At 48.4% G+C, this 19,423-nt stretch carries 16 protein-coding genes; 7 read left to right on the top strand and 9 right to left on the bottom strand.

From position 1 onward, the window contains the following. The 9 genes from PHW04_02520 to PHW04_02560 form a co-directional block, all read right to left on the bottom strand. A partial coding sequence (locus tag PHW04_02520; GenBank protein ID MDD2714749.1) for a hypothetical protein occupies positions 1-197 on the bottom strand: 197 nt, incomplete at its 3' end. A 15-nt stretch (positions 198-212) separates the two neighbouring features. Then, complete coding sequence (locus tag PHW04_02525; GenBank protein ID MDD2714750.1) at positions 213-2,018, bottom strand: BatD family protein; 1,806 nt, start codon at positions 2,016-2,018, stop codon at positions 213-215. Then, on the bottom strand, positions 2,002-2,730 hold the full coding sequence (locus PHW04_02530; GenBank protein MDD2714751.1) for a tetratricopeptide repeat protein: 729 nt from the start codon (positions 2,728-2,730) through the stop codon (positions 2,002-2,004). Before PHW04_02530 ends, PHW04_02525 begins: the two co-directional genes overlap by 17 nt. Beyond that, a complete protein-coding gene (locus PHW04_02535) occupies positions 2,717-3,712 on the bottom strand; it encodes a VWA domain-containing protein (protein MDD2714752.1) in 996 nt (331 codons plus the stop codon). Before PHW04_02535 ends, PHW04_02530 begins: the two co-directional genes overlap by 14 nt. Continuing rightward, a complete protein-coding gene (locus PHW04_02540) occupies positions 3,709-4,677 on the bottom strand; it encodes a VWA domain-containing protein (protein ID MDD2714753.1) in 969 nt (322 codons plus the stop codon). Before PHW04_02540 ends, PHW04_02535 begins: the two co-directional genes overlap by 4 nt. Continuing rightward, the gene (locus PHW04_02545; GenBank protein ID MDD2714754.1) at positions 4,664-5,572 is read right to left on the bottom strand and encodes a hypothetical protein; all 909 of its coding nucleotides are present in this window, start codon (positions 5,570-5,572) and stop codon (positions 4,664-4,666) included. Before PHW04_02545 ends, PHW04_02540 begins: the two co-directional genes overlap by 14 nt. A 2-nt stretch (positions 5,573-5,574) precedes the next feature. Beyond that, the gene (locus PHW04_02550) at positions 5,575-6,441 is read right to left on the bottom strand and encodes a DUF58 domain-containing protein (protein MDD2714755.1); all 867 of its coding nucleotides are present in this window, start codon (positions 6,439-6,441) and stop codon (positions 5,575-5,577) included. Next, a complete protein-coding gene (locus PHW04_02555) occupies positions 6,442-7,428 on the bottom strand; it encodes a MoxR family ATPase (protein MDD2714756.1) in 987 nt (328 codons plus the stop codon). It lies immediately after the preceding gene. Positions 7,429-7,445: 17 nt separating this feature from the next. Continuing rightward, the gene (locus PHW04_02560) at positions 7,446-8,864 is read right to left on the bottom strand and encodes a Do family serine endopeptidase (protein ID MDD2714757.1); all 1,419 of its coding nucleotides are present in this window, start codon (positions 8,862-8,864) and stop codon (positions 7,446-7,448) included. Between the two features lie 201 nt (positions 8,865-9,065). Between PHW04_02560 and PHW04_02565 the strand changes: the two genes are divergently transcribed. The 7 genes from PHW04_02565 to PHW04_02595 all read left to right on the top strand — a co-directional run bounded on the left by PHW04_02565 (position 9,066) and on the right by PHW04_02595 (position 19,407). Next, positions 9,066-9,785, top strand: a complete 720-nt coding sequence (locus tag PHW04_02565) for an ATP-binding protein (protein ID MDD2714758.1) — start codon at positions 9,066-9,068, stop codon at positions 9,783-9,785. A 61-nt stretch (positions 9,786-9,846) separates the two neighbouring features. Further along, positions 9,847-11,652 carry a GGDEF domain-containing protein gene (locus PHW04_02570; GenBank protein ID MDD2714759.1) on the top strand — a complete coding sequence of 602 codons (1,806 nt, stop codon included), beginning with the start codon at positions 9,847-9,849 and terminating at the stop codon, positions 11,650-11,652. Positions 11,653-11,753: 101 nt separating this feature from the next. Beyond that, positions 11,754-12,920, top strand: coding sequence for a sensor domain-containing diguanylate cyclase (locus PHW04_02575; protein ID MDD2714760.1), 1,167 nt, complete (start codon positions 11,754-11,756; stop codon positions 12,918-12,920). A gap of 2 nt (positions 12,921-12,922) precedes the next feature. Continuing rightward, positions 12,923-13,645, top strand: a complete 723-nt coding sequence (locus PHW04_02580) for an LmeA family phospholipid-binding protein (GenBank protein MDD2714761.1) — start codon at positions 12,923-12,925, stop codon at positions 13,643-13,645. Further along, positions 13,642-15,603: a DUF5693 family protein gene (locus PHW04_02585; protein MDD2714762.1), complete on the top strand. Its 1,962-nt coding sequence runs from the start codon at positions 13,642-13,644 to the stop codon at positions 15,601-15,603. Before PHW04_02580 ends, PHW04_02585 begins: the two co-directional genes overlap by 4 nt. Before the next feature lie 145 nt (positions 15,604-15,748). Continuing rightward, entirely contained in the window at positions 15,749-18,322 is a 2,574-nt protein-coding gene (clpB, locus tag PHW04_02590) for an ATP-dependent chaperone ClpB (protein MDD2714763.1), read from the top strand. Next, entirely contained in the window at positions 18,319-19,407 is a 1,089-nt protein-coding gene (locus tag PHW04_02595; GenBank protein ID MDD2714764.1) for an SGNH/GDSL hydrolase family protein, read from the top strand. Before clpB ends, PHW04_02595 begins: the two co-directional genes overlap by 4 nt. The last annotated feature ends 16 nt before the right edge of the window (positions 19,408-19,423 follow it).

The following is a 19,423-nucleotide window of genomic DNA, read 5'->3' on the forward strand; positions in this document are numbered from 1 at the left end:
AAATAGGCATTCCCAAGATTGTAATAGACATCAGGGTCGCGGAGTCTATCCGCTATTCCCTGGAACGCCTTGGCTGCTTCCGGATATTTTTTGTCTCTGTAGAGGCTGACTCCGTCCTGGAATTGTTTTTCCGATTCCGATTCAAGGCAATCAGCCGTGGTGCAGAGGAGTGCGAGCAGCAGCAGGATGAATTTCATCGTCAGACCCTCATTTTACTGATTGCATTTCAAAAGCAGTTCCCTGGTTTCAGAAAGCAGCTTGAGCTGGTTCTGGTTGCGGGTTTCAGGGGCATAGGCAGACTGGCATAACTCCTCATACAGTTTCAGAGCTTTTTTTCTGGTTTCCGAGGGGATCGAGACCCCTGATAACAATTGCTCCAGCTGGTCCTTGCCTGCCCAGTTCGGGAAAGAAAATCTTTCTCTGAAGAAAGTTCCGAAAATTTCATTCAGACCTGAATAGAGTTCCTTCCGGTTGCCTGAGGAGCTTTTCTCCAGAATCGCGATTTCCTGCAGGGCTTTTTCAAGTGCCTTATGACGCGCGACCCAGTCGCGGTTCCCGTAATATCTGAAAAATATCCGATGGCAGAAGGAGGACAGAAACGGCAACAGCAGGAAAAAAACCAGGGCAACTCGTGCCAGGGAAGCATACGCAGGGACATGATTCCGGAGCTCGCTTTTTTCCCTGATCCAGGCGATGTCGTGTTCGAGCACTTTGATTTCATTCCTGGGAGCTTCAGAGGTCATCGGTACGCTTGAAACAAGAGCACTCTGGGCAATTTTGCCTGACACATTCAGATAAAGTGTTCCGGTTTTTACAGTCTCATACTTCGCCTGATAGGGGTTGAAAAAAGAGATTGAGAGGGGAGGCACTTCCTGGCTTCCGGATTTCTGGGGAATCAGGACATATTCATACTTGAGCCTGGAATAGACTTCACCGTCGATGATTTCAGTTTCAAGCTTGTTTTTTGAATCATAGGTCTGAAAATCCGGGCCGAAATCTGCAGGCAGCTTGAATCCTTTCAGATTCCCTTTTCCTTTCAGGGTCACTGACAGGTTGATCGCGTCTCCGGCTTTGACTTCTGCACGGTCCAGTTCGGCACTGATCTGAAATTCCCCTACGAGATTGGAAAAATCCGAGGGGCGGCCTTCGTCAGGAAGCGGCAGTACTTCAATGTTGACCGGGGCACTCGAGAGCCTTCTCGGCACAAGTTGAGTCCAGGGTGAGAAGAAGCTGTCGTTGAACATTTTGTCCAGGTCTTCAAAGATATCATCGAAACCCGAAGGTCCGGACTGTCTGCGCTGTGCGACCACGCTTACCTGAAGCTGAGCCGGGGTCAGTGCGAAAGTTCCGGGCGAGATCGGATAGATGATCCTGCGGCCCAGTTCGATTTCCCAGTACTCCGAATTATTGATCGAGACTCTGGCTTTGGTTCCTGTCTGTTCGAAATTCTCCGAAACGACTTTGGAAAAGTCCGGTTCGGATAGCAGCTGCGGATTCTGGAAATTCACCCTGCTGTATACCAGGTATCTGAGTATTACCGGTTGATTGGGAAAAACCTTGCTTTTCGCAGGCATGACCTGAAAATTGATGTTTTCTTCCGTTTGAGCCCCGGCAGTAGCGGAGGCTGCCTGCGCTGCAGGGGTCATGTTGCTGACTACTTCGATTTCAACCGTGGAGGTGGAATATGTGCCTGAGTCGCCATTGATCTGGAATGACGGTATGCTCATCAGTCCCTGGACTTTCGGATAGAGGTAGAAATTGTAGCTGAAGCTGTTGGAAGTCACACCGTTGACGATGGTGATGTTGGAAGAAGTGCCCAGACTGGCAAGTTCGAAATTATCTCCTTTCGGAGGAATTACAGTTCGGATGCGCTCGTTTCCCTTGATCTCCACCTGCAGCAGAACAGGTTCGCCGAGTTTGACGATTTTTTTCCCGACTTTCAGATCTACCGCCAGTTCGGCATGAGCTGCTAGGCAGAGAATCATCAGCAGAGTAAAAACACTACCAGTCTTTGTCATTATAATAACCTTCGGCTTTTTTCTGATCCATTTTATCTTTGACTTCTTTTTCCTTATTCTTCAGGCTTTCCAGAAACTGCTCCTTGATCTGTTCAGACATCTTCTGCTCACCTGATTTTTCCTGCTCGTCTTTATTCTGCTCCTTTTTGTCTTCATTTTCCTTGTTCTGAGCATCGTTCTGCTTCTGATCCTGTTTTTGATCCTGATTCTGATCCTGCTTCTGGTCCTGTTTATCCTGTTTCTGGTCTTTATCCTGATTTTTGTCGTCCTGCTTTTGTTGCTGCTGCTCTGTGATCTTCTCCAGAGCCCGCTGCAGATTATACTGGAAATCGCGATCCTGGTAATTCTTAAGGGCTTCAATATAGCATTTCTTTGCTTTTTCAAAATCTTTCTGCTGAAAAAAAACATTTCCCGTGTTGTAGAGTGAGTCTGCCTTCAACTTCTGATTAGCGCTTTCATGGGATTTTGCGAACTCTGTGGCGGCATTCTGAAAATCCCCTTTTTTATAAAAAGTGTCCCCCAGGTTAAAGTGCCATTTCCAAGAATCGCCTGGTTTGGATTCCCGCAGGTAACATTTCAGGGCTTCATCGAAATTCCCTTTCCTGTATTCCAGGTTGCCGGCCTTGACATCAGGACTTTCGAAAAGCGAGAAAGCCTGCAGCGGTAATGCAATCAACAGTGTCAGAGCCAAACAGGCTTTAAATCCAGGCATTTTTTCTTTCTCCCAGCATGAACTCAGCCAGAATCAAGAGCAGGGCTAACCAGAGAGGCCAGTAATATCGCTCCTCTTTCCTGATCTTTACAGTGTTCTTGAGTTCCCGTTTCTGCAATTGAGAAATTTCCCGCGCCAGTTCGTCCACATCTTCATCCTGAGCGGAGGACAGGAAAAATCTTCCATCAGTACTTTCAACCAGTTCCTTCATTTCTTCCCAGTCAGGTTTGGAAATGACCAGATTCCCATCCTTATCCTTCTGGTACCCGTCAATTTCACCTTGCTTCAATACCGGGACAGGAGCGCCGTCCTGGCTGGCCGTAACCAGAATAAATACCCTGATCCCTTCGTTCTTGGCCATGGAAATCTGGGTTTTCAACGATTCACTATGATCCTCGCCGTCAGTTATGATCACCAGGTTTTTATAACCTTCACCGCTGTTTTTAAACAGCACTCTCGATTTTTCGAGCACAGCGGAGAGATTGGTGCCTGGCGGACTGATTTCTCCGGAGCTGGCGCCGTCCAGGATCAGTTCGAGGGCGGAATAATCTACAGTCAGAGGACATTCGATGATTGCGGAGCCTGAAAAATCAATCAATGCGACACGGTCGGCCAGCAATCTCCCAAGCAGATTCTTGATTTTGTGCCTGGCGGTCTGGAAACGGTCGGGTTTGAGGTCTTTGCAAAGCATCGACCTGGAGCAGTCCAGCGCGAAGGCGATGTCTGTTCCCTTCTGCTTCAAGGTCACCATGATCTGTCCCCATTGCGGGCGGGCCAGAGCCAGAATCAGAAGCAGAAATGCGGTGATCCTGAAAATCCTCCTGGCAGTTCTGCGCTCAGCGGATAGATGTGAAATGAGTGGAACATCGCCTGTGAACTGCTGCAGAAGTTCTTTTTTCTTTTTTCCGCAGAGATAGATCGCAACCAGGAAAACCGGCACCAGCAGAAGGAAAAATAAAATTTCCGGCGAATCGAATCTCATGGTATTCTCAGCATGATCTCCTCGTGATAGAAAATCAGAGCCCAGATCAGCAGCATCCCCCAGATCAGCCAGGGAAAAAGCTCATTATAATTATAATAAATTTTGGTAGTGACAGTGGTTTTTTCGAGCTGGTCAATTTCCTGGTAGATCGCAGCCAGACTGCGATTGTCTGTAGCGTGGTAATATTTTCCGTCAGTGGTTTCCGCGATCTTCCTGAGCAGTTCCTCGTCCAGCTTGGTGACAGCCTGTCCCACTACTCGACCATATTGATCGGTAACCGCTATGGTAGCGCCTGCCTCACTGCCTACTCCAATCGTGTAAACTTTGATCTTATCGTCGCGTGCCCAGTCCGCGGCCATGGCAGGAGTGATTGAACCTGCGTTATTTTCCCCGTCTGTGAGAAGGATGGCGACTTTGGTTTTTCCAGGCGCTTTGCGGATGTGGCTGATCGCTGTCCCGAGCGCGTCACCGATCGCCGTGCCGTCGGCGATTTTACCTTGCACTGTGGCGTCCAGGAAATCGAGCAGGATGTCGTAGTCTATGGTCAGCGGGCAGGCAGTGTATGATTCACCTGAGAATACCACCAGACCGATCCTGTCATTTTTCCGGCCGGAGATGAATTGCTTGAGTACACTCCTGGCGGCTTCGAAACGATTCGGGGAGAAGTCCTTGGCCTGCATCGAGCCTGATACGTCAAGCAGCAGCATGATATTGATTCCTTCAGAGCTGAAGCTTTTGTTGACATCCACCAGTTGCGGCCGCATCAGCGCCAGCATGCCAAGCAGGAGCAGGAGAATTCTTGCGGATTGTGGAAATCGTCTTAAAAATTTCGAATAAGATTCCGAAATCCGGAAGAGAAGATTGAATCGCAGCCCCCGATTCTGATTGCCCCGTTTGATTTTCCAGTATACGAGGAACAGCATGGGCAGAAAAATAAAAATCAATTTCCAGTTAGACAGAATCATTTCTGTTCCTTGCTTCAACACTGGTCTGGTTCTTTTCGATCAACAGTTTTACCTGTTCGTAATCCGCTGCAGCCTGCGGTTTTTCCACCTCCGCCTTGGCATATTTGATCAAATCCCAGGAAGAGAGCGCCTGCTGCAGATCCTGCCTGATTTCGCCCGGGATATCTTCCGAGAGGGCTTCAACAGCTTCAGTGGTAGTCATTTCCATCAGATTCAGCCCGTAAGTACGGCCGAAATATCTGCGTAAAATCTCCGAGAGCTGGAAATAGAGCAGCGTATACTTCCCGAGGGTCAGCAGGTTGAAGGCCTTCTGAAGAGCCGCCCGGGCTTCGTCGTAAGGAGAGAGTCTTGAATCGCGCAGCGTTTCATAAGGATCATCCCCGCCGCGTCTGAATTTTCTTCCCAGCCAGTAAGCAGCAAATATGATCAGGAAAATCAACAGCAGGATCAGTAACATCCGCCAGATTCTTGAACTGTGAATCGGGACCTGAAGAGGAGGCTTGATGTCCATGATTTCAATGGTTTCATCAGGAGAAATCACACCTTTTACGGTGATTTCCTGGGTGGGTATGATAATCTCACGGCTCTCTGAGAATTCAAGCCTGATCGGGTAAAGTTCTAGTTTTCCCACGCCGAAAAACTGGATTGAAAACGGCCTTTTTTCCAGGACTATGTTGTTGATGGTTTGAGTTACCGGTTCCAGAGCTGTGGCAAAGACCTCCGGGGAACCCGAGATTTCAGGCGTGGCTGTCAGCACCTCGTCCCCGCTGTGCCTGATTTCGAGGATGAGTTCAAGAGGCTTACCCAGTTCTATCTCCTGGGTTGAAAAATAAAAATTGACCTCTGCGGCCATTGCGGCCAATGGAGCTGCAATCAGAAAAAAAAGAAAGTACATTTTCAATTTTTTCTAGCCTCGAAGAATTCCTGCATCCTGGAAACGATTTCTTCGTCATTCCTGATCACCAGGTGATTCTGGCCGATCTTCCTGAACTCTTCAAAAAGAGAACTTCGCTTCTGTTCGAAGGTCTGCCGCCAGAGACCATGAGCTGCAGGAAGAGACAGCTGGAAATTTTCTCCTGTTTCCAGGTCCTCGATTTCCAGGATGCCGCTGGGAGCAAGCGTCCCTTCTCTGATGTCTTCGATCACGACCGGGATCAGCTCATGGCGGCGCATCGTAGTCAGCCAGTTCTTGTCCGGGATGTAACCGAAAAAGTCCGAGATCACGAACACGATCTGCCGCCTGTGGTAAATGGATGAGATATATTCCAGACCAGGGGAGAGGTTTGTTCCGGGACTCTTGGGTTCAAAGAAAAGTGCTTCGCGGATGATCCTGAACAGATGCTGGTATCCTTTTCCGGGGGGGAGATAATACTCGACATTGTCACTGACGAGGACCAGGCCTGCTTTGTCGTTGTTGCGGACTGCCGAAAAAGCGATCACGCCCGCGATTTCGGCGGCCAGTTCCCGTTTGGAATATTTGCCTGAGCCATAGTTCTGGCTGCCGCTGATGTCGATCATGATATTGATGCACAGCTCGCGCTCTTCCATGTACTTTTTCACATAGGGGTTACCCTGGCGGGCCGTGACATTCCAGTCGATGGTCTTGATGTCGTCCCCGTAATGATAGTCCGTAACTTCTGAAAACTCGATGCCCCGGCCTTTGAAACGGCTGTGATATGTACCCAGAAACGTCTCGCTCACCAGCTTCCTGGCTTTGATGTCGATTTTACGGATTTTCTTGAAGATCTCTTCTACCTGCAGCATTTACGGCACTTCCACTTTGTCGTAGATCATTTTGATCACATTGTCAGGAGTCAGTCCTTCGGCCTCCGCTTCATAGCTGAGGATGATCCTGTGCCTGAGTACATCGACTCCGATCTGGCGGATGTCGTCAGGAGTGACGAAACCCCTGCCTCTCATGAATGCCGTGGCTTTCGCCCCGCGAGTCAGATAGATGGAAGCCCTGGGGGATGCGCCGTAACGAATCATGCCCTTGAGCTTGAGCCCGTAATCCTCGGGTTTTCTGGTTGCGAAGACCAGGTCTGTGATATAATCCACCACCTTGTCGTCGATGTAGATCCCGTCAACCACCTTGCGGATTTTAAGGATGTCATCAGGACCGCTGATTTTCTTGATTTCCGGGGGATTCCATCCCGACATGCGGGCGATGATCTCTTTTTCTTCCTTCTTGGTAGGATATCCTACCAGGACTTTAAGCATGAAACGGTCCACTTGAGCTTCGGGCAGCGGATAGGTTCCTTCCTGCTCGATTGGGTTCTGAGTCGCCATCACCAGAAAGGGTTTCGGCAGAGGGTAGGTATTGTCCCCAAGGGTCACCTGCCGTTCCTGCATGGATTCAAGCAGCGCGCTCTGCACTTTGGCTGGTGCGCGGTTGATCTCGTCAGCCAGGATCAGGTTATGGAACACCGGCCCTTTTTTAGGGATAAACTCGCCTTTCTGCTGATGGTAGATCATTGTGCCTGTGATATCTGCCGGCAGCAGATCAGGAGTGAATTGAATCCTCTGGAAAGTAAATGACAGAGCCTGTGAAAGGCTGCTGATCGCGAGAGTCTTGGCCAGCCCCGGAACGCCTTCCACCAGGAGATGGCCGTCACAGACGAGAGCGATCATCATGCGTTCCAGCAGTTCCTGCTTTCCCACGATTACCCGGCCGACTTCGCTGATTACTGAAAGCAGTGGAACCTGCTCTTTTTTTACCATTTCATTCAGATAAGAGATATCCGGTTGCATTAGATCCCTCCAATGGATTAGAGATTGATGCTGATGAATTTTGTCAGTTCATCCCTGAAGACCACGAAAACAAGGTACTTCTTGTCTTTGAAATCTGCAAGAGCCTGCGAAACATCTTCCCTGGAAGTGACTTTCCGTCCACCGATCTGAAGAATTATATCATCCGGCTTGAGAAATTGAGCGCAGGGGCTGTTTTTCAGTACCCTGGTTACCAGTACCCCTTGCTCTCTGAATTTCAGGGACGATTTTTTTTCAGGAGAGAGATTTTCGACTTCAATGCCGAGAACATCAGCGATATTACCTTCCCCCGCCGGCTTTGGGTTGTGTTTTATCGAAGCGGGCGTGTTTTCCGGTTGCGCATTGGACCGTTCTTTCAAAATCAGGGACAGGGGCAGTTCTTTTCCGTTCCTGACAACCGCAAGCTCAACTTTGTCCCCGATCTTTGCGGTCTGGACGTAACCCTGGAGCGTAGCGGCGTCGTTGACCTGTTTGTCATTGTACCTGATCACTACGTCTCCGCGCTGGATTCCGGCCAGGTCGGCTGATTCATCCTTGACCACATCCGTGATCAGTGCCCCCTGGTCTACCCCGAAATCCTGTTTCAGCTGATCATCCAGGTCCTGCAGATAAACCCCGAGCCAGGGGTAGCGGACTTTTCCATACTTGGCGATTTCTTCGTGCGTTCGACGGGCGAGATTGATCGGAATGGCAAAACCCAGCCCCTGCCCGTAAGGTATGATCGCAGTATTGATGCCGATGACTTCGCCGGACATGCTGATCAGCGGACCTCCGCTGTTGCCTGGGTTGATCGAGGCATCTGTCTGGATCAGGTCCGAGTAAATCTTATCTTTGCTCAGAGCGAGATTGCGGCCCAGAGCGCTGACGACACCTACGGTCAGTGTCCGGTCCAATCCGAATGGATTGCCGATCGCCATCACCCACTCTCCAACTTCCACTTTATCTGAGTCGCCCATTCTGATAAAGGGAAGATCTTCTCCTGCATCTATTTTCAAAATGGCCAGATCGTATCTTGGTTCTTCGTGCAGCAGTTTTGCCTTGTATTTTTTTTTGTCCGAAAGAGTCACTGTAATTTCATCCGCTTGGCTGACTACATGCGAATTTGTCAATACATATCCATGGGGATCGAAAATGAAACCTGATCCCTGTCCTTTCCTGGGTATCACATTGTTATAGTCAGGCGACTGGAAAAATTCGTCAAAGTCCTCACCGAACATGTTTCCGAAGAATTTTTCAAAAAAAGGATCAGGGGAGATGAAGCGCTGGGTTTTGACATATCGTACACTGTCAATGTAAACAACCGCCTTGCCAGTATCTTTGTATAACTCCTTGATTAGGTTCGAGCCTACGGGGTTGTCTTGAGCGAATGCTCCAGCCATAAATGCGAGCACCAGAAGCAGAGACAGAATTTTTGGCATTTTCCCTCCTGCCAGGTCATCTTTGAAATTAAATTAGCAAAAAACATGCCAGGAGAAAAGGCGCCTGGATTCAGGTTTTTAAATCAGCGGGCTGAAAAAAATTACCACTGCACCGGAAAATTTTCCTGCCTTGATCAATTGCGCTTCGATGGACAATTCCTACGAATCTGAATTAGTATGAATATCAGAAAAGGAGACAGCTTGATAAACTTCCAAAAGAACATTTTCCGTCCCTTCGGGCAGGCCATCGCTGACTATCACCTGGTTTCAGAAAACGACAGGGTCCTAATCTGCCTCTCCGGAGGAGCTGACAGTTTCACCCTGGCAGAACTTTTTCTCCGCTGGCAGGTGAGGCTGCCTTTTTCAATCCTGTTATACGCTGTGCATGTAGATCTCTGGGAGAACGCGGAGTGCAGGAAAAGCGTTGAGGATTACGCCGGAGAGAGGAATCTCTCACTGAAAATCAGTCTCGCGCCCCGCTCTGAGATCGAGCAGAAGATCGCTGATTCCCCGGGATTTTCGCCTTGCTATATCTGCGCCAGGGAACGCAGATTAAAAATTTTCAAAGCCGCAGTAGAGTTTAACTGCAATAAAATCGCCTTTGCCCATAATCTCAATGATTTTTTCGAGACCACCCTCCTGAACATGTTTTACTCGGGTTCATTCGAAGCGCTGTCTGTAAAAAAACTCTTTTGCAGAGGAAAATTTCTCGTGATCAGGCCGCTGGTTTTCATTGAATCCGCTGCCATCCGTCGTTTTATAAACGTGAAAAGGGTGACAGTGCATAAAAATTCCTGTCCATACAGTGAGAGCACCAAGAGAGAGGTAGTCAGGAGAGTCATTGCCAGGCAGATGAAAACAAATCCCTATTGTCTAGGTAGTTTCAGGAATGGATTGAAGAAGTGGCTGGGTCGGAGTTGAGATTGACATTTTAGAGATTTGCAGGTACGCTTTTTTCACTAAAAAGAAGGCCTGAGATGATATGAAAAGGTCGATTATCATATTTTGCGCAGTGAGCGTAATAATTTACGCTAATTTCAGAGTTTACAGCCCGACCGGACTCGCAAAAAAATTTTCCACGATGTTCGATCGGGACATGATCACTCTTCAGGAATTCAAGAACAGCATCAACGACAAGGAAGATGTATGGACCGGCTTCGGCGACCAATACGCCACTATGCAGAATATTTACAGAAACCCGAAAGATATGGAGGTTTCTGAAGATGTTTCTGCTCCACTCAAGGGTAGATTCATCCAGAAAGTGGCCAGTCACCCTGATTTCGTCAGCTACATCGGCAGCAAGCTGGAGACTCCCAACAACCTGCTGGGAGTTTTACGGGACTATGGAAAGATGGCGGTGATCGTAAGCACTCTCAGTTTTATCCCGCTGCTGTATATTTTCCTGAATTCCAGCCTGATGGGCGGGATCATAATTTCGATTCTGTATTCGCTGGCTTTTGCCTTGATCATACTGAATTCCCAGGGACTGCTCTCTCCGCATGCGACCCTGATCGCGATTCTGAAGGCAGTCAGGCTCGGAGAAATACCCTTGTCGGAAATCTACGCAGCTCTGCAGGCCATTCTCGTCAAAGACGGCATTTTCAAGATTGTGTTTTTGCTGGTTTCAGGACCGCTGGTCGGTCTTGTGATGGAGCGGAAAAAAGGTGTTCTGCAGAAGGAATTCGAAAGGTTGAACTTGGAATTCAAGACCTTGCAGGCCACATACAGCCGGTCTGCAAATGCCGAGAAGCAATTGAAAAAGGATGTGGAGAAAATCCAGATATTTTCTTCGAGAACGATTGCCCTTCAGTCGCTTTCCAAAGTTCTGGGAAACATGCTGGAACCGGAAGCCATCTACCGCGAAGTCATAGATAAGACTCAGAATGTTTTCAAAGCCAAACGCTGCTCGCTCTGGCTTCTGGACGATCGCAAGCAGACATTGAGGATCAAGGAGGCTTTCGGCTGGAAGAGGGAAGAAGCCATCGGCCTTGAAATCCCGCTTGGGGAAGAGATACTGGGATATGTCGCACAAAATGGGGAATCAGTTTCTTTGATTGAAATCAAGAAGGATTTCAGACTTTCCGAACTGGCTAAAAATGCCAAGGTTCCCTCAATACTCTGCGCTGCTCTGAAACTCGGCAACAAGGTCAATGGAGTAATCAACATCGAGGATATGGACCAGGAAAAATCAACAGGCGAAGACATGAGAATGTTCGACCTGCTCGCAATCCTGTCGGGTCTCGCGCTCAATAATGCCGGGCTGCATGCGAAAACAGTGGAACTTGCCAACACCGACGGATTGACAAAGCTTTACAACAACCGTTTCTTCCAGCAGTTCTTCGAACGCGAGATCGAAAAATGCAAAAAGAGCAACACCAATGTCTCGATCTTCATGACCGATATCGATCATTTCAAGCGTTTCAACGATACATATGGACATCAGGTAGGCGACTTCGTGCTCGAGGAAACGGCAAAGGTGCTGAAAACTTCAATCAGATCGCAGGATCTGGCGGCCAGATACGGTGGAGAGGAATTCGTCGCTGTCCTCCCGGGCATTGATCTCAACAGCGCAATGCAGGCTGCTGAAGTTCTGCGAAAAAATGTGGAGATCAAGAAATATTCCTATAAAGGGGAAAATCTGGGAGTGACGATCTCCATAGGTGTGGCAACTTTTCCCTTACACGGCACCAGAACCCAGGAATTGATCAGGCATGCCGACAGTGGACTTTATGTCGCCAAGGAAGGCGGGCGCAACAGAGTCTGCTGCGCTCAAACAAAGTCGGATTAATGCAGGTGTTGAATCATTACTTTTCTTTGATCACTCAACAATTAGGCGGCCAGAGCATGCTGATGTCGCTGGTGATTTTATTTGCTTTCATTTGTGTACTGATGGCTTTTCTGGTAACCATGAAATTCGTGGAAAACCGGCATCTCCAGACGAAAATTTCCAGATTCAAACTGCTGGAAGAGGATATTTACGGTATCAAGCGCGATCTCGAGAAGTCCAAGAAGATCAATGAAACCCTGAACATTCAGAATGTGAATTTTTCGTCCAGACTGCTGATGATTGAAAAATACGCCCAGAATGTCAACTCACATCTGGAAAAACGCGCTATTTTGAATTCCCTGATGGAAAGCATGAAAAAGATCATCGGTGCTAAACGGGCTGAGATTTTTTTTCTGGAGCCAGGCAACGACCAGCTGATTTTCACGGCCGGTCTGGACTGGAGCAAGGAAGACATGGAAAAGACGAAGCTTTCCAAGGAAGCAGGGATTTTCGGATATGTCATTAACAGTCCCGGGGTTCTCAGCCCGGAAGAAATCAAGTCTAATTTCCATCTGCAGGAACTGGCTACCAAGTGCCCGGTCAACACTGTCCTGGTTGGAGCGCTCTCCAGCCCGGATGAGGCCAGAGTGATGGGCGTGGTGAACATCAGCGCCCTGGAAGATCGGCGTGAGCTCGAAAAAGAGGATATCAGGGCCTTTTCAATTTTGATCAACCTGACATCGCTGGCTTTGGAAAACGCGGAACTTTTCCAGAGAACGAAAATGCTCGCCAACCTGGATGGCCTGACCAAACTGCACAACCACAGATTTTTTCAGGATTTTCTCAAAGAGGAGCTTGACCGTCACATCCGTTACAAACATTCCCTGTCCCTGGTCATCTCTGATATCGATCATTTCAAGAAATTCAACGACACATACGGGCATCAGGCTGGAGATTTTGTGCTCAAGGAAGTGGCAAAGGTCTTCAGAGCCAATGTGCGGAAAAAGATCGACCTCGCTGCCAGGTACGGCGGCGAGGAATTCGTACTGGTCTTGCCTGAAACCAATGCTTCGGGAGCGCTTCTGCTGGCAGAGCGCATCCGCAAGCGGGTTGATGAAACGGAATTTTTTTATGAAGCCGCGAATCAGAAATTCCACGTCACTGTAAGTCTGGGAGTAGCCACCTATCCCCTGCATGGCTATAATCCAGCGGAGCTGATCAAGAGGGCTGATACCTCGATGTACGAAGCCAAGGAAAGCGGAAGGAACAAAGTTTGTCTGTCGCAGTAAAGATGTTTTTTCTGATATTTTCACTACTGCTCTGCAGGGACGTTTCTGCCGAATACACAAAGGAATTTTACAACGATATAGTCGACAATAATGGCCGCGATTACCTGGTGAAAATCACTGAATCCCTGAAGGAACACCTGCAGTCTCAAACTGTTGAAGTAACTGCAGATTTCGGGAAGGTCAGCGAAACCCTGGGGGGCAAACTGAAATCTGCCCGGATTGAAATGAAGAATGGACATTTCAACCTGCTGAAAATCGAACATGCTCTGTTCGTGATGTATAATCCAGTAATTGACGTGGACAAACTCTGGAATCAGAATGACCTGATCCTGAAAAAGTGTGAACAGATAGATTTCCTGATCGAAATCAGAGAACAGGATCTCAATGAATTCCTGACAACCAGGGAAGGCAAGCTGCACGTGGAGAGACCCACTGTTAAATTGACTGACAATGAAATTCAGCTGAAAGGGTATGGAGAAGTTCTCAAGGTCAAAGTAAAATTCATGATAAATGGGAAATTTGAACTTGCTGACAGGAAAAAAATAAATTTTATCCCCTGGAAAGTCAAGTTCAACTCCATCCCTTTGCCCAAGATGATGATCTCCAAGCTGGTGTCCCGAATCAACCCTGTGCTTGATCTGAACGACTTTCCCTTCGATCTCCAGTTGGAACAGATCATCTCAAAGCCGGAAAAGCTTATTTTCAAAAATGGAGATCCAAAGTGAAAACCCGGCATGCAGTTTTGATCATTTTTATTCTTGGTTTCTTTTTCAATATTTATTACCTGCTGCAGCGCATGACTATGGAACAGAATTACAATTTCGTCGAGACCGCATATTTCGTGAATGAACTTGAGGTGAAAGCCAGCAGGCAGGGCCTGGATCTAATCGAATTTCTGAAGAATTTTTCAGAAAAGGTGCCTGTCTCAACCCTGATTTTCACACCGAGCACGCTCAGGACTCTTGAGAACAAAGAAACACTCATGGTGTTCAAGGGCAGGGAAATCTTGAAGTCATTCACCATGGAAGGATTTTTCAATCCGCTGGTCTTCGAACTTTCCAGCAAGACCAGGATTTCCGAAATCTACCAGTATGTCTATTTCAAAAAGCGCGAAGATTTTGAAAAAATCCGGGTTATCCTGCAGGAGTATTTTCCACCAGATTCGCTCAGCGATTTGTCTGAAATTCTCCGCTCTTTCAACAATTCCCAGAAATACGGGTATCTTCTGGAAGTCAAGAGCGGCAATGATCTCCTGGATTTGCCTTTATTCTTTTCAGCCGAGGACTTTCAGGTCGCCAAGAAGATGGGATTCATGACTGCCGCCTGTCTGGATTTCAGGGCTTTTTCAGATCCCCATTCCAGTGTGCTGAAGGACCTGCTGCGGCTATCTCAGGACCTGGATGAAATCTATCTTCAGCCGGAGCCTGGGGAGCTGACTCCAGACCAGTTGAAAACACTGGAAGGAATCAAGGCCGCTAAAGTCAGACTGGCAGTGGAGGAATTCAGTTACCCAAAAGTCCAGAGAATCATTTTCAAACTTTTTGAAGCGCAGTTGATCAGGGCACACGAGGCTCCGATAGAGATCTTCTGCCCGGAAAAGGCTTCTGCGTTAGTGCATCGCTATTTCAGGGCTGCCTGGGAACGGAATGTCAGGGTAATGGTTTTTCATCTTTTTCCAGATAACGGAATTGAACAGGATCAGAGCTTTGCCGTTTTATTGAAGAAGACTCTTTCAAGGACACTTCTACCCCTGACAATCAGGAAAAACGAGCCTCTAGGACCAGTTCCGGAATCACCTTCCTGGTTCAAAATTCTGGTGATTTCCGTGCTGGCGATGATGTTTTTCCTGGTGATGATCGATCCTCTGATCGAACTCTCCCTGAACGGGAAACTGGTGATCATAGTTTTATCCTCAATGCTTCTAGCCTGCGGGACATTTTTTGCCGAAAAATATTATTTTGAAAAAATCCTGGCGCAATTCATCTCGTTCTTTTTCCCGATCTTCGGTTTTTTTCATTTTCAGAAAATTTATTCTCTTTCCAAGACCCATACGACCTGGGAGTATTACAAAACAGTCCTGGGGTACCTTCTTTTTTTCACCTTGATCACTGTCTATGGGTCACTTCTGATTGCCGGTCTTTTCAACAGCAGGGTTTTCATCATGAAAATCGAAGAGTTCAGGAGCGTGAAACTGGCACTGCTCGTTCCTGTGGCCATGCTGGCTCTGTTTCTGATCCTTCAATATTCATCCAAGGAAAAGATCCGCGAATTTTTTTACAGGCCGATCAATCTGCTGAACCTGTGCTTTCTGTGTGGGGTGACGCTGATCATAGGTCTCCTGATAATCAGAAGTGGAAACATTCCCCAGGCATATATTCCGGATTATGAGATGAGGATCCGCAATTTTCTGGAAAACTGCCTGTCCATCCGTCCCAGATTCAAAGAATTCATGCTGGGATATCCTGTTTTTCTGACTGCTTTCTGCTTCAAGGGATTCTGGCGCTATTTCCTGCTGATCCTATCTACTCTCGGCCAGATTTCCGTCCTCAATACTTTCGTTCATCTTCACACCCCGCTGGCAATTTCGCTGGTGAGGGTTTTCAATGGCCTGGCAATCGGGCTTCTGATCGGGTCTGCACTGTTTTTTCTGATCAATTTTCTACAGGAAAAACAGAAGCGATGAGGCGGAATTTACCTGATTGTGTAATTTATCTACAGTTTGCCGGTTCCCCGTCTGCATAAACCCGGGTGCCTGCCAGTTGGAATTCAATTTGCTAATACTCAGTTGAGAAAATAAAGGGACACGTCCCCTATCACAGGAGGTTCCCATGAGACTGGATAAATTGACCCTGAAAATGCAGGAATCAGTCGAAAAAGCGCAGAATACAGCTGAAGGCCTGGGGCACCAGGAGATATATTCTGCGCATGTCTTGAAAGCACTGCTGTCTGATCCGGAATCTGTTCTGCACACAATTTTCAAGAAAATCGGGACTCCTGAAGCAGAAGTCGAAAAAAGGCTTGATCTGTTTCTCGGGAAACTCCCCAAAGTGGAAGGATTGGGCAGCGTCTATCTTTCAAAGGAGCTGAACGACACTCTGAAACAAGCTTTTTCCGAAGCAGAGCGCCTTAATGATGAATATGTAAGCGTGGAACATTTCCTGCTCGCCTCTGTTTCCGAAAGCCAGCTTTCCGAGCAGTTTAAAGCTCTGGGCCTGAAGGAAGACGACATCTATAAAGTGCTTACCGAGATCAGGGGCTCTCAGAGAGTGACTTCTCAGAATCCCGAGAACACATATCAGGCTTTAACCAGGTACGGCATAGATCTTGTAGACAGGGCAAAAAAAGGAAAACTGGACCCTGTGATCGGACGTGAGGAAGAAACCCGGAGGCTCCTGCAGATACTTTGCCGCCGGACTAAAAACAATCCTGTGCTGATCGGGGAACCCGGAACCGGGAAAACAGCGATCGTAGAAGGAATAGCCCACAGAATCGTACGCGGTGATGTGCCTGAGGGATTGAAGGACAAACGGATCGTGGCTCTGGATATGGGTCAGCTGATCGCAGGCACCAAGTTCCGGGGTGAGTTTGAGGAAAGACTGAAGGCTGTGATCAAGGAGGTCACTGAATCCAATGGACAGGTGATACTTTTTATCGATGAAATACATACAATGGTCGGCGCCGGGGCTGCGCAGGGAGCCATGGATGCCTCGAACATGCTTAAGCCTGCGCTGGCCAGAGGTGACCTGCATTGCATCGGAGCGACTACCATCGATGAATACAGGAAAAACATTGAAAAAGATCCTGCTCTGGAACGCCGTTTTCAACCTCTGCTGGTGGATCAGCCGTCAGTGGAGGAAGCGATTTCGATCCTCCGAGGCCTCAAGGAGCGTTATGAAGTCCACCATGGAGTGAGAATCAGAGACTCAGCCCTGATTGCAGCCGTTTCACTGTCTTCCCGTTACATCAGCGACAGATTCCTGCCTGACAAGGCGATTGATCTGATCGATGAAGCCGCATCCAGATTGAGGATGGAGATCGACTCTCTTCCGATGGAACTTGACACGCTGCAACGCAAGATTCTGCAGCTGGAAATCGAGCGGCAGGCGCTTTCCAGGGAGCCGGACCCGGCTTCGGCAGACAGGCTTCAAAAGATCGCGAAAGATCTGGCAGATCTCACGGAAAACCTGAATCAGGGTAAATTGAAATGGCAGTCTGAAAAGGACAAACTGAAAGAAATCGGGGCAATCAAGGAAGAAATCGAGAAGAACAGGTTCCTGATGGAAGAGGCAGAGAGAAAGTATGATCTTTCCAAAGCCGCTGAGCTCAAGTACGGGAAGCTGACCCTGCTTGAAAAAAAGCTCTCCACCCTGGAGCGGGAGCTGTCTTCATTGCGGGAAGGCGGAAGCTTCCTGAACGAGGAAGTTACAGAAGAGGACATTGCCCTGGTGGTTTCCGAATGGACCAAAATTCCCGTCTCCAAAATGCTGGAAGGGGAAAAACAGAAACTTTTAAAAATCGAGGAAAACATCCGTAAAAGGGTGGTCGGCCAGGATCAGGCGATAGAAGCAGTGGGCAATGCCATCCGCCGGGCCAGGGCGGAAATCTCAGATCCGGAAAAACCCCTGGGAAGTTTCATATTTTTAGGCCCCACAGGAGTCGGGAAAACCGAGCTCGCCAAAGCTCTGGCAGAATTTCTTTTTGACGATGAAAATTACCTGATCAGGATCGACATGTCTGAATACATGGAGAAACACAGCGTTTCCAAGCTGATCGGAGCTCCCCCGGGTTATGTCGGATACGAGGAAGCCGGGCAGCTGACCGAAGCCGTGAGGCGCAAGCCATACTCGGTAGTGCTGTTCGACGAGATCGAAAAGGCGCACCCGGATGTTTTCAACGTCCTGCTGCAGATGCTGGACGACGGCAGACTCACCGATTCCAAGGGGAGGGTTGTCAGTTTCAAGAATACGGTGATCATCATGACTTCCAACCTGGGTTCTCAGATGCTCGAAAATTCCGGGGAAATCGATGCAGCCATGAAAGAAAAGCTTGAACAGGTGTTGAAGCAGAGCTTCAGGCCTGAGTTCCTGAATCGGGTCGACGATATCGTCTTTTTCAACAGGCTGGGCCGCGATCATCTGGCCGAGATTGTAAGCATCCAGCTTCAGCGGGTGATCGAGCGGCTCGCTCTCCGCAAAATCACTCTGGAAGTTACTGACAAGGCCCGCAAGCTGCTCGCGGAACAGGGTTTTAATCCGCAATTCGGTGCCAGGCCTCTCAAACGGTTGATCGAGCGGCTGGTGCAGAATCCCCTGGCTTACAAGGTGATCTCAGGAGAGATCCGGGAGGGGCAGAAAGTGAGTTGTGATGCGAGCGATACAGAACTGGTTTTCCACATCAGATGAACCGAAAAAACCTCCAGCTCCTGCTCGGCACGAGTATTTGCTGCGTTTTGATGCTGGAACTCCTGCTGCGCTGCTGGCCGCTTACGCTGCTCTGGAATAACTTTCAGATCGTCGAGATGGACCAGGGAATGTTCAGCAACCCGTCAATCCCACAGAAGCAGAACAAGGTGCCGCTCGTAAAAACCGACCCTGTCCTCGGATACATGAGAAATCTGGAGCATTCCTCTTTCAATGAACTTGGGATATATGGAAAGAATATCCTTCCTGTCAGAGACGATAATTCGTTCAGAATTTTACTGCTGGGTGATTCAGTCAGCGACCCGATCGGTGGTTCATCCAACCCGCCATCCGGTTATCCTTTCCTGCTTGAAGAAATTTTGAACAGGCGCGGGGGAAAGAAAATCGTGGTGATGAACGCCTCGGTCGTTGGCTACAACACCATGCAGGAAGTGGAGTATTTTAAAAGGTACGGAATCTGGAGTGCTCCGGATCTGGTGCTGCTTGCCTATGTGAACAATGACATGTGGCCGCCTGTGAGCCAGATTGACCTGAAAAAAGGCAGGAACGAAGCCTGGCAGATGAACAGCAAGCCTGTACCGGGTCTGTATGATTTGGGTCCGGCCAATGACTTCCTGCTCGAACACCTGATCTCTTTGCGGGTTCTTTTCCTGGAGTTATGGAAATTCCAATCCCTGAAAGGAAAACTTTACCGGAACAGGATAGAATTATACTATCCCGATAAAGCAGCAAACCTGAAGTCACTGGAAGAAATTATCGGGATCTGCAGGTCGAATCGGATCAAGTTCGCCATCATCCATTTTCCAGTTCTGGCTGACTTTGCAGATTATGAAAAAATACGTCCTGAATTTGAATATCATCGAATACTCAGGAACCTCACCACAGAATTGAAGGTTCCATATTTAGATCTGCTGGACCGGATCAGGAATCTACCCGAACGGGAGCTTGTGAAACCTGAAGATTACAAGACACAGCCTGAAGCCCCGACACATCTAAGTCCGGCCGGACATGCAGTCGTAGCTGCCGAGATCTCCGATTTTCTCTGTCAGGAAAAGTTAGTCCCCTGAGGCAGGAAGGATTTTT

Source organism: Candidatus Wallbacteria bacterium (genome assembly GCA_028687545.1).
Lineage (GTDB): Bacteria > Muiribacteriota > JAQTZZ01 > JAQTZZ01 > JAQTZZ01 > JAQTZZ01.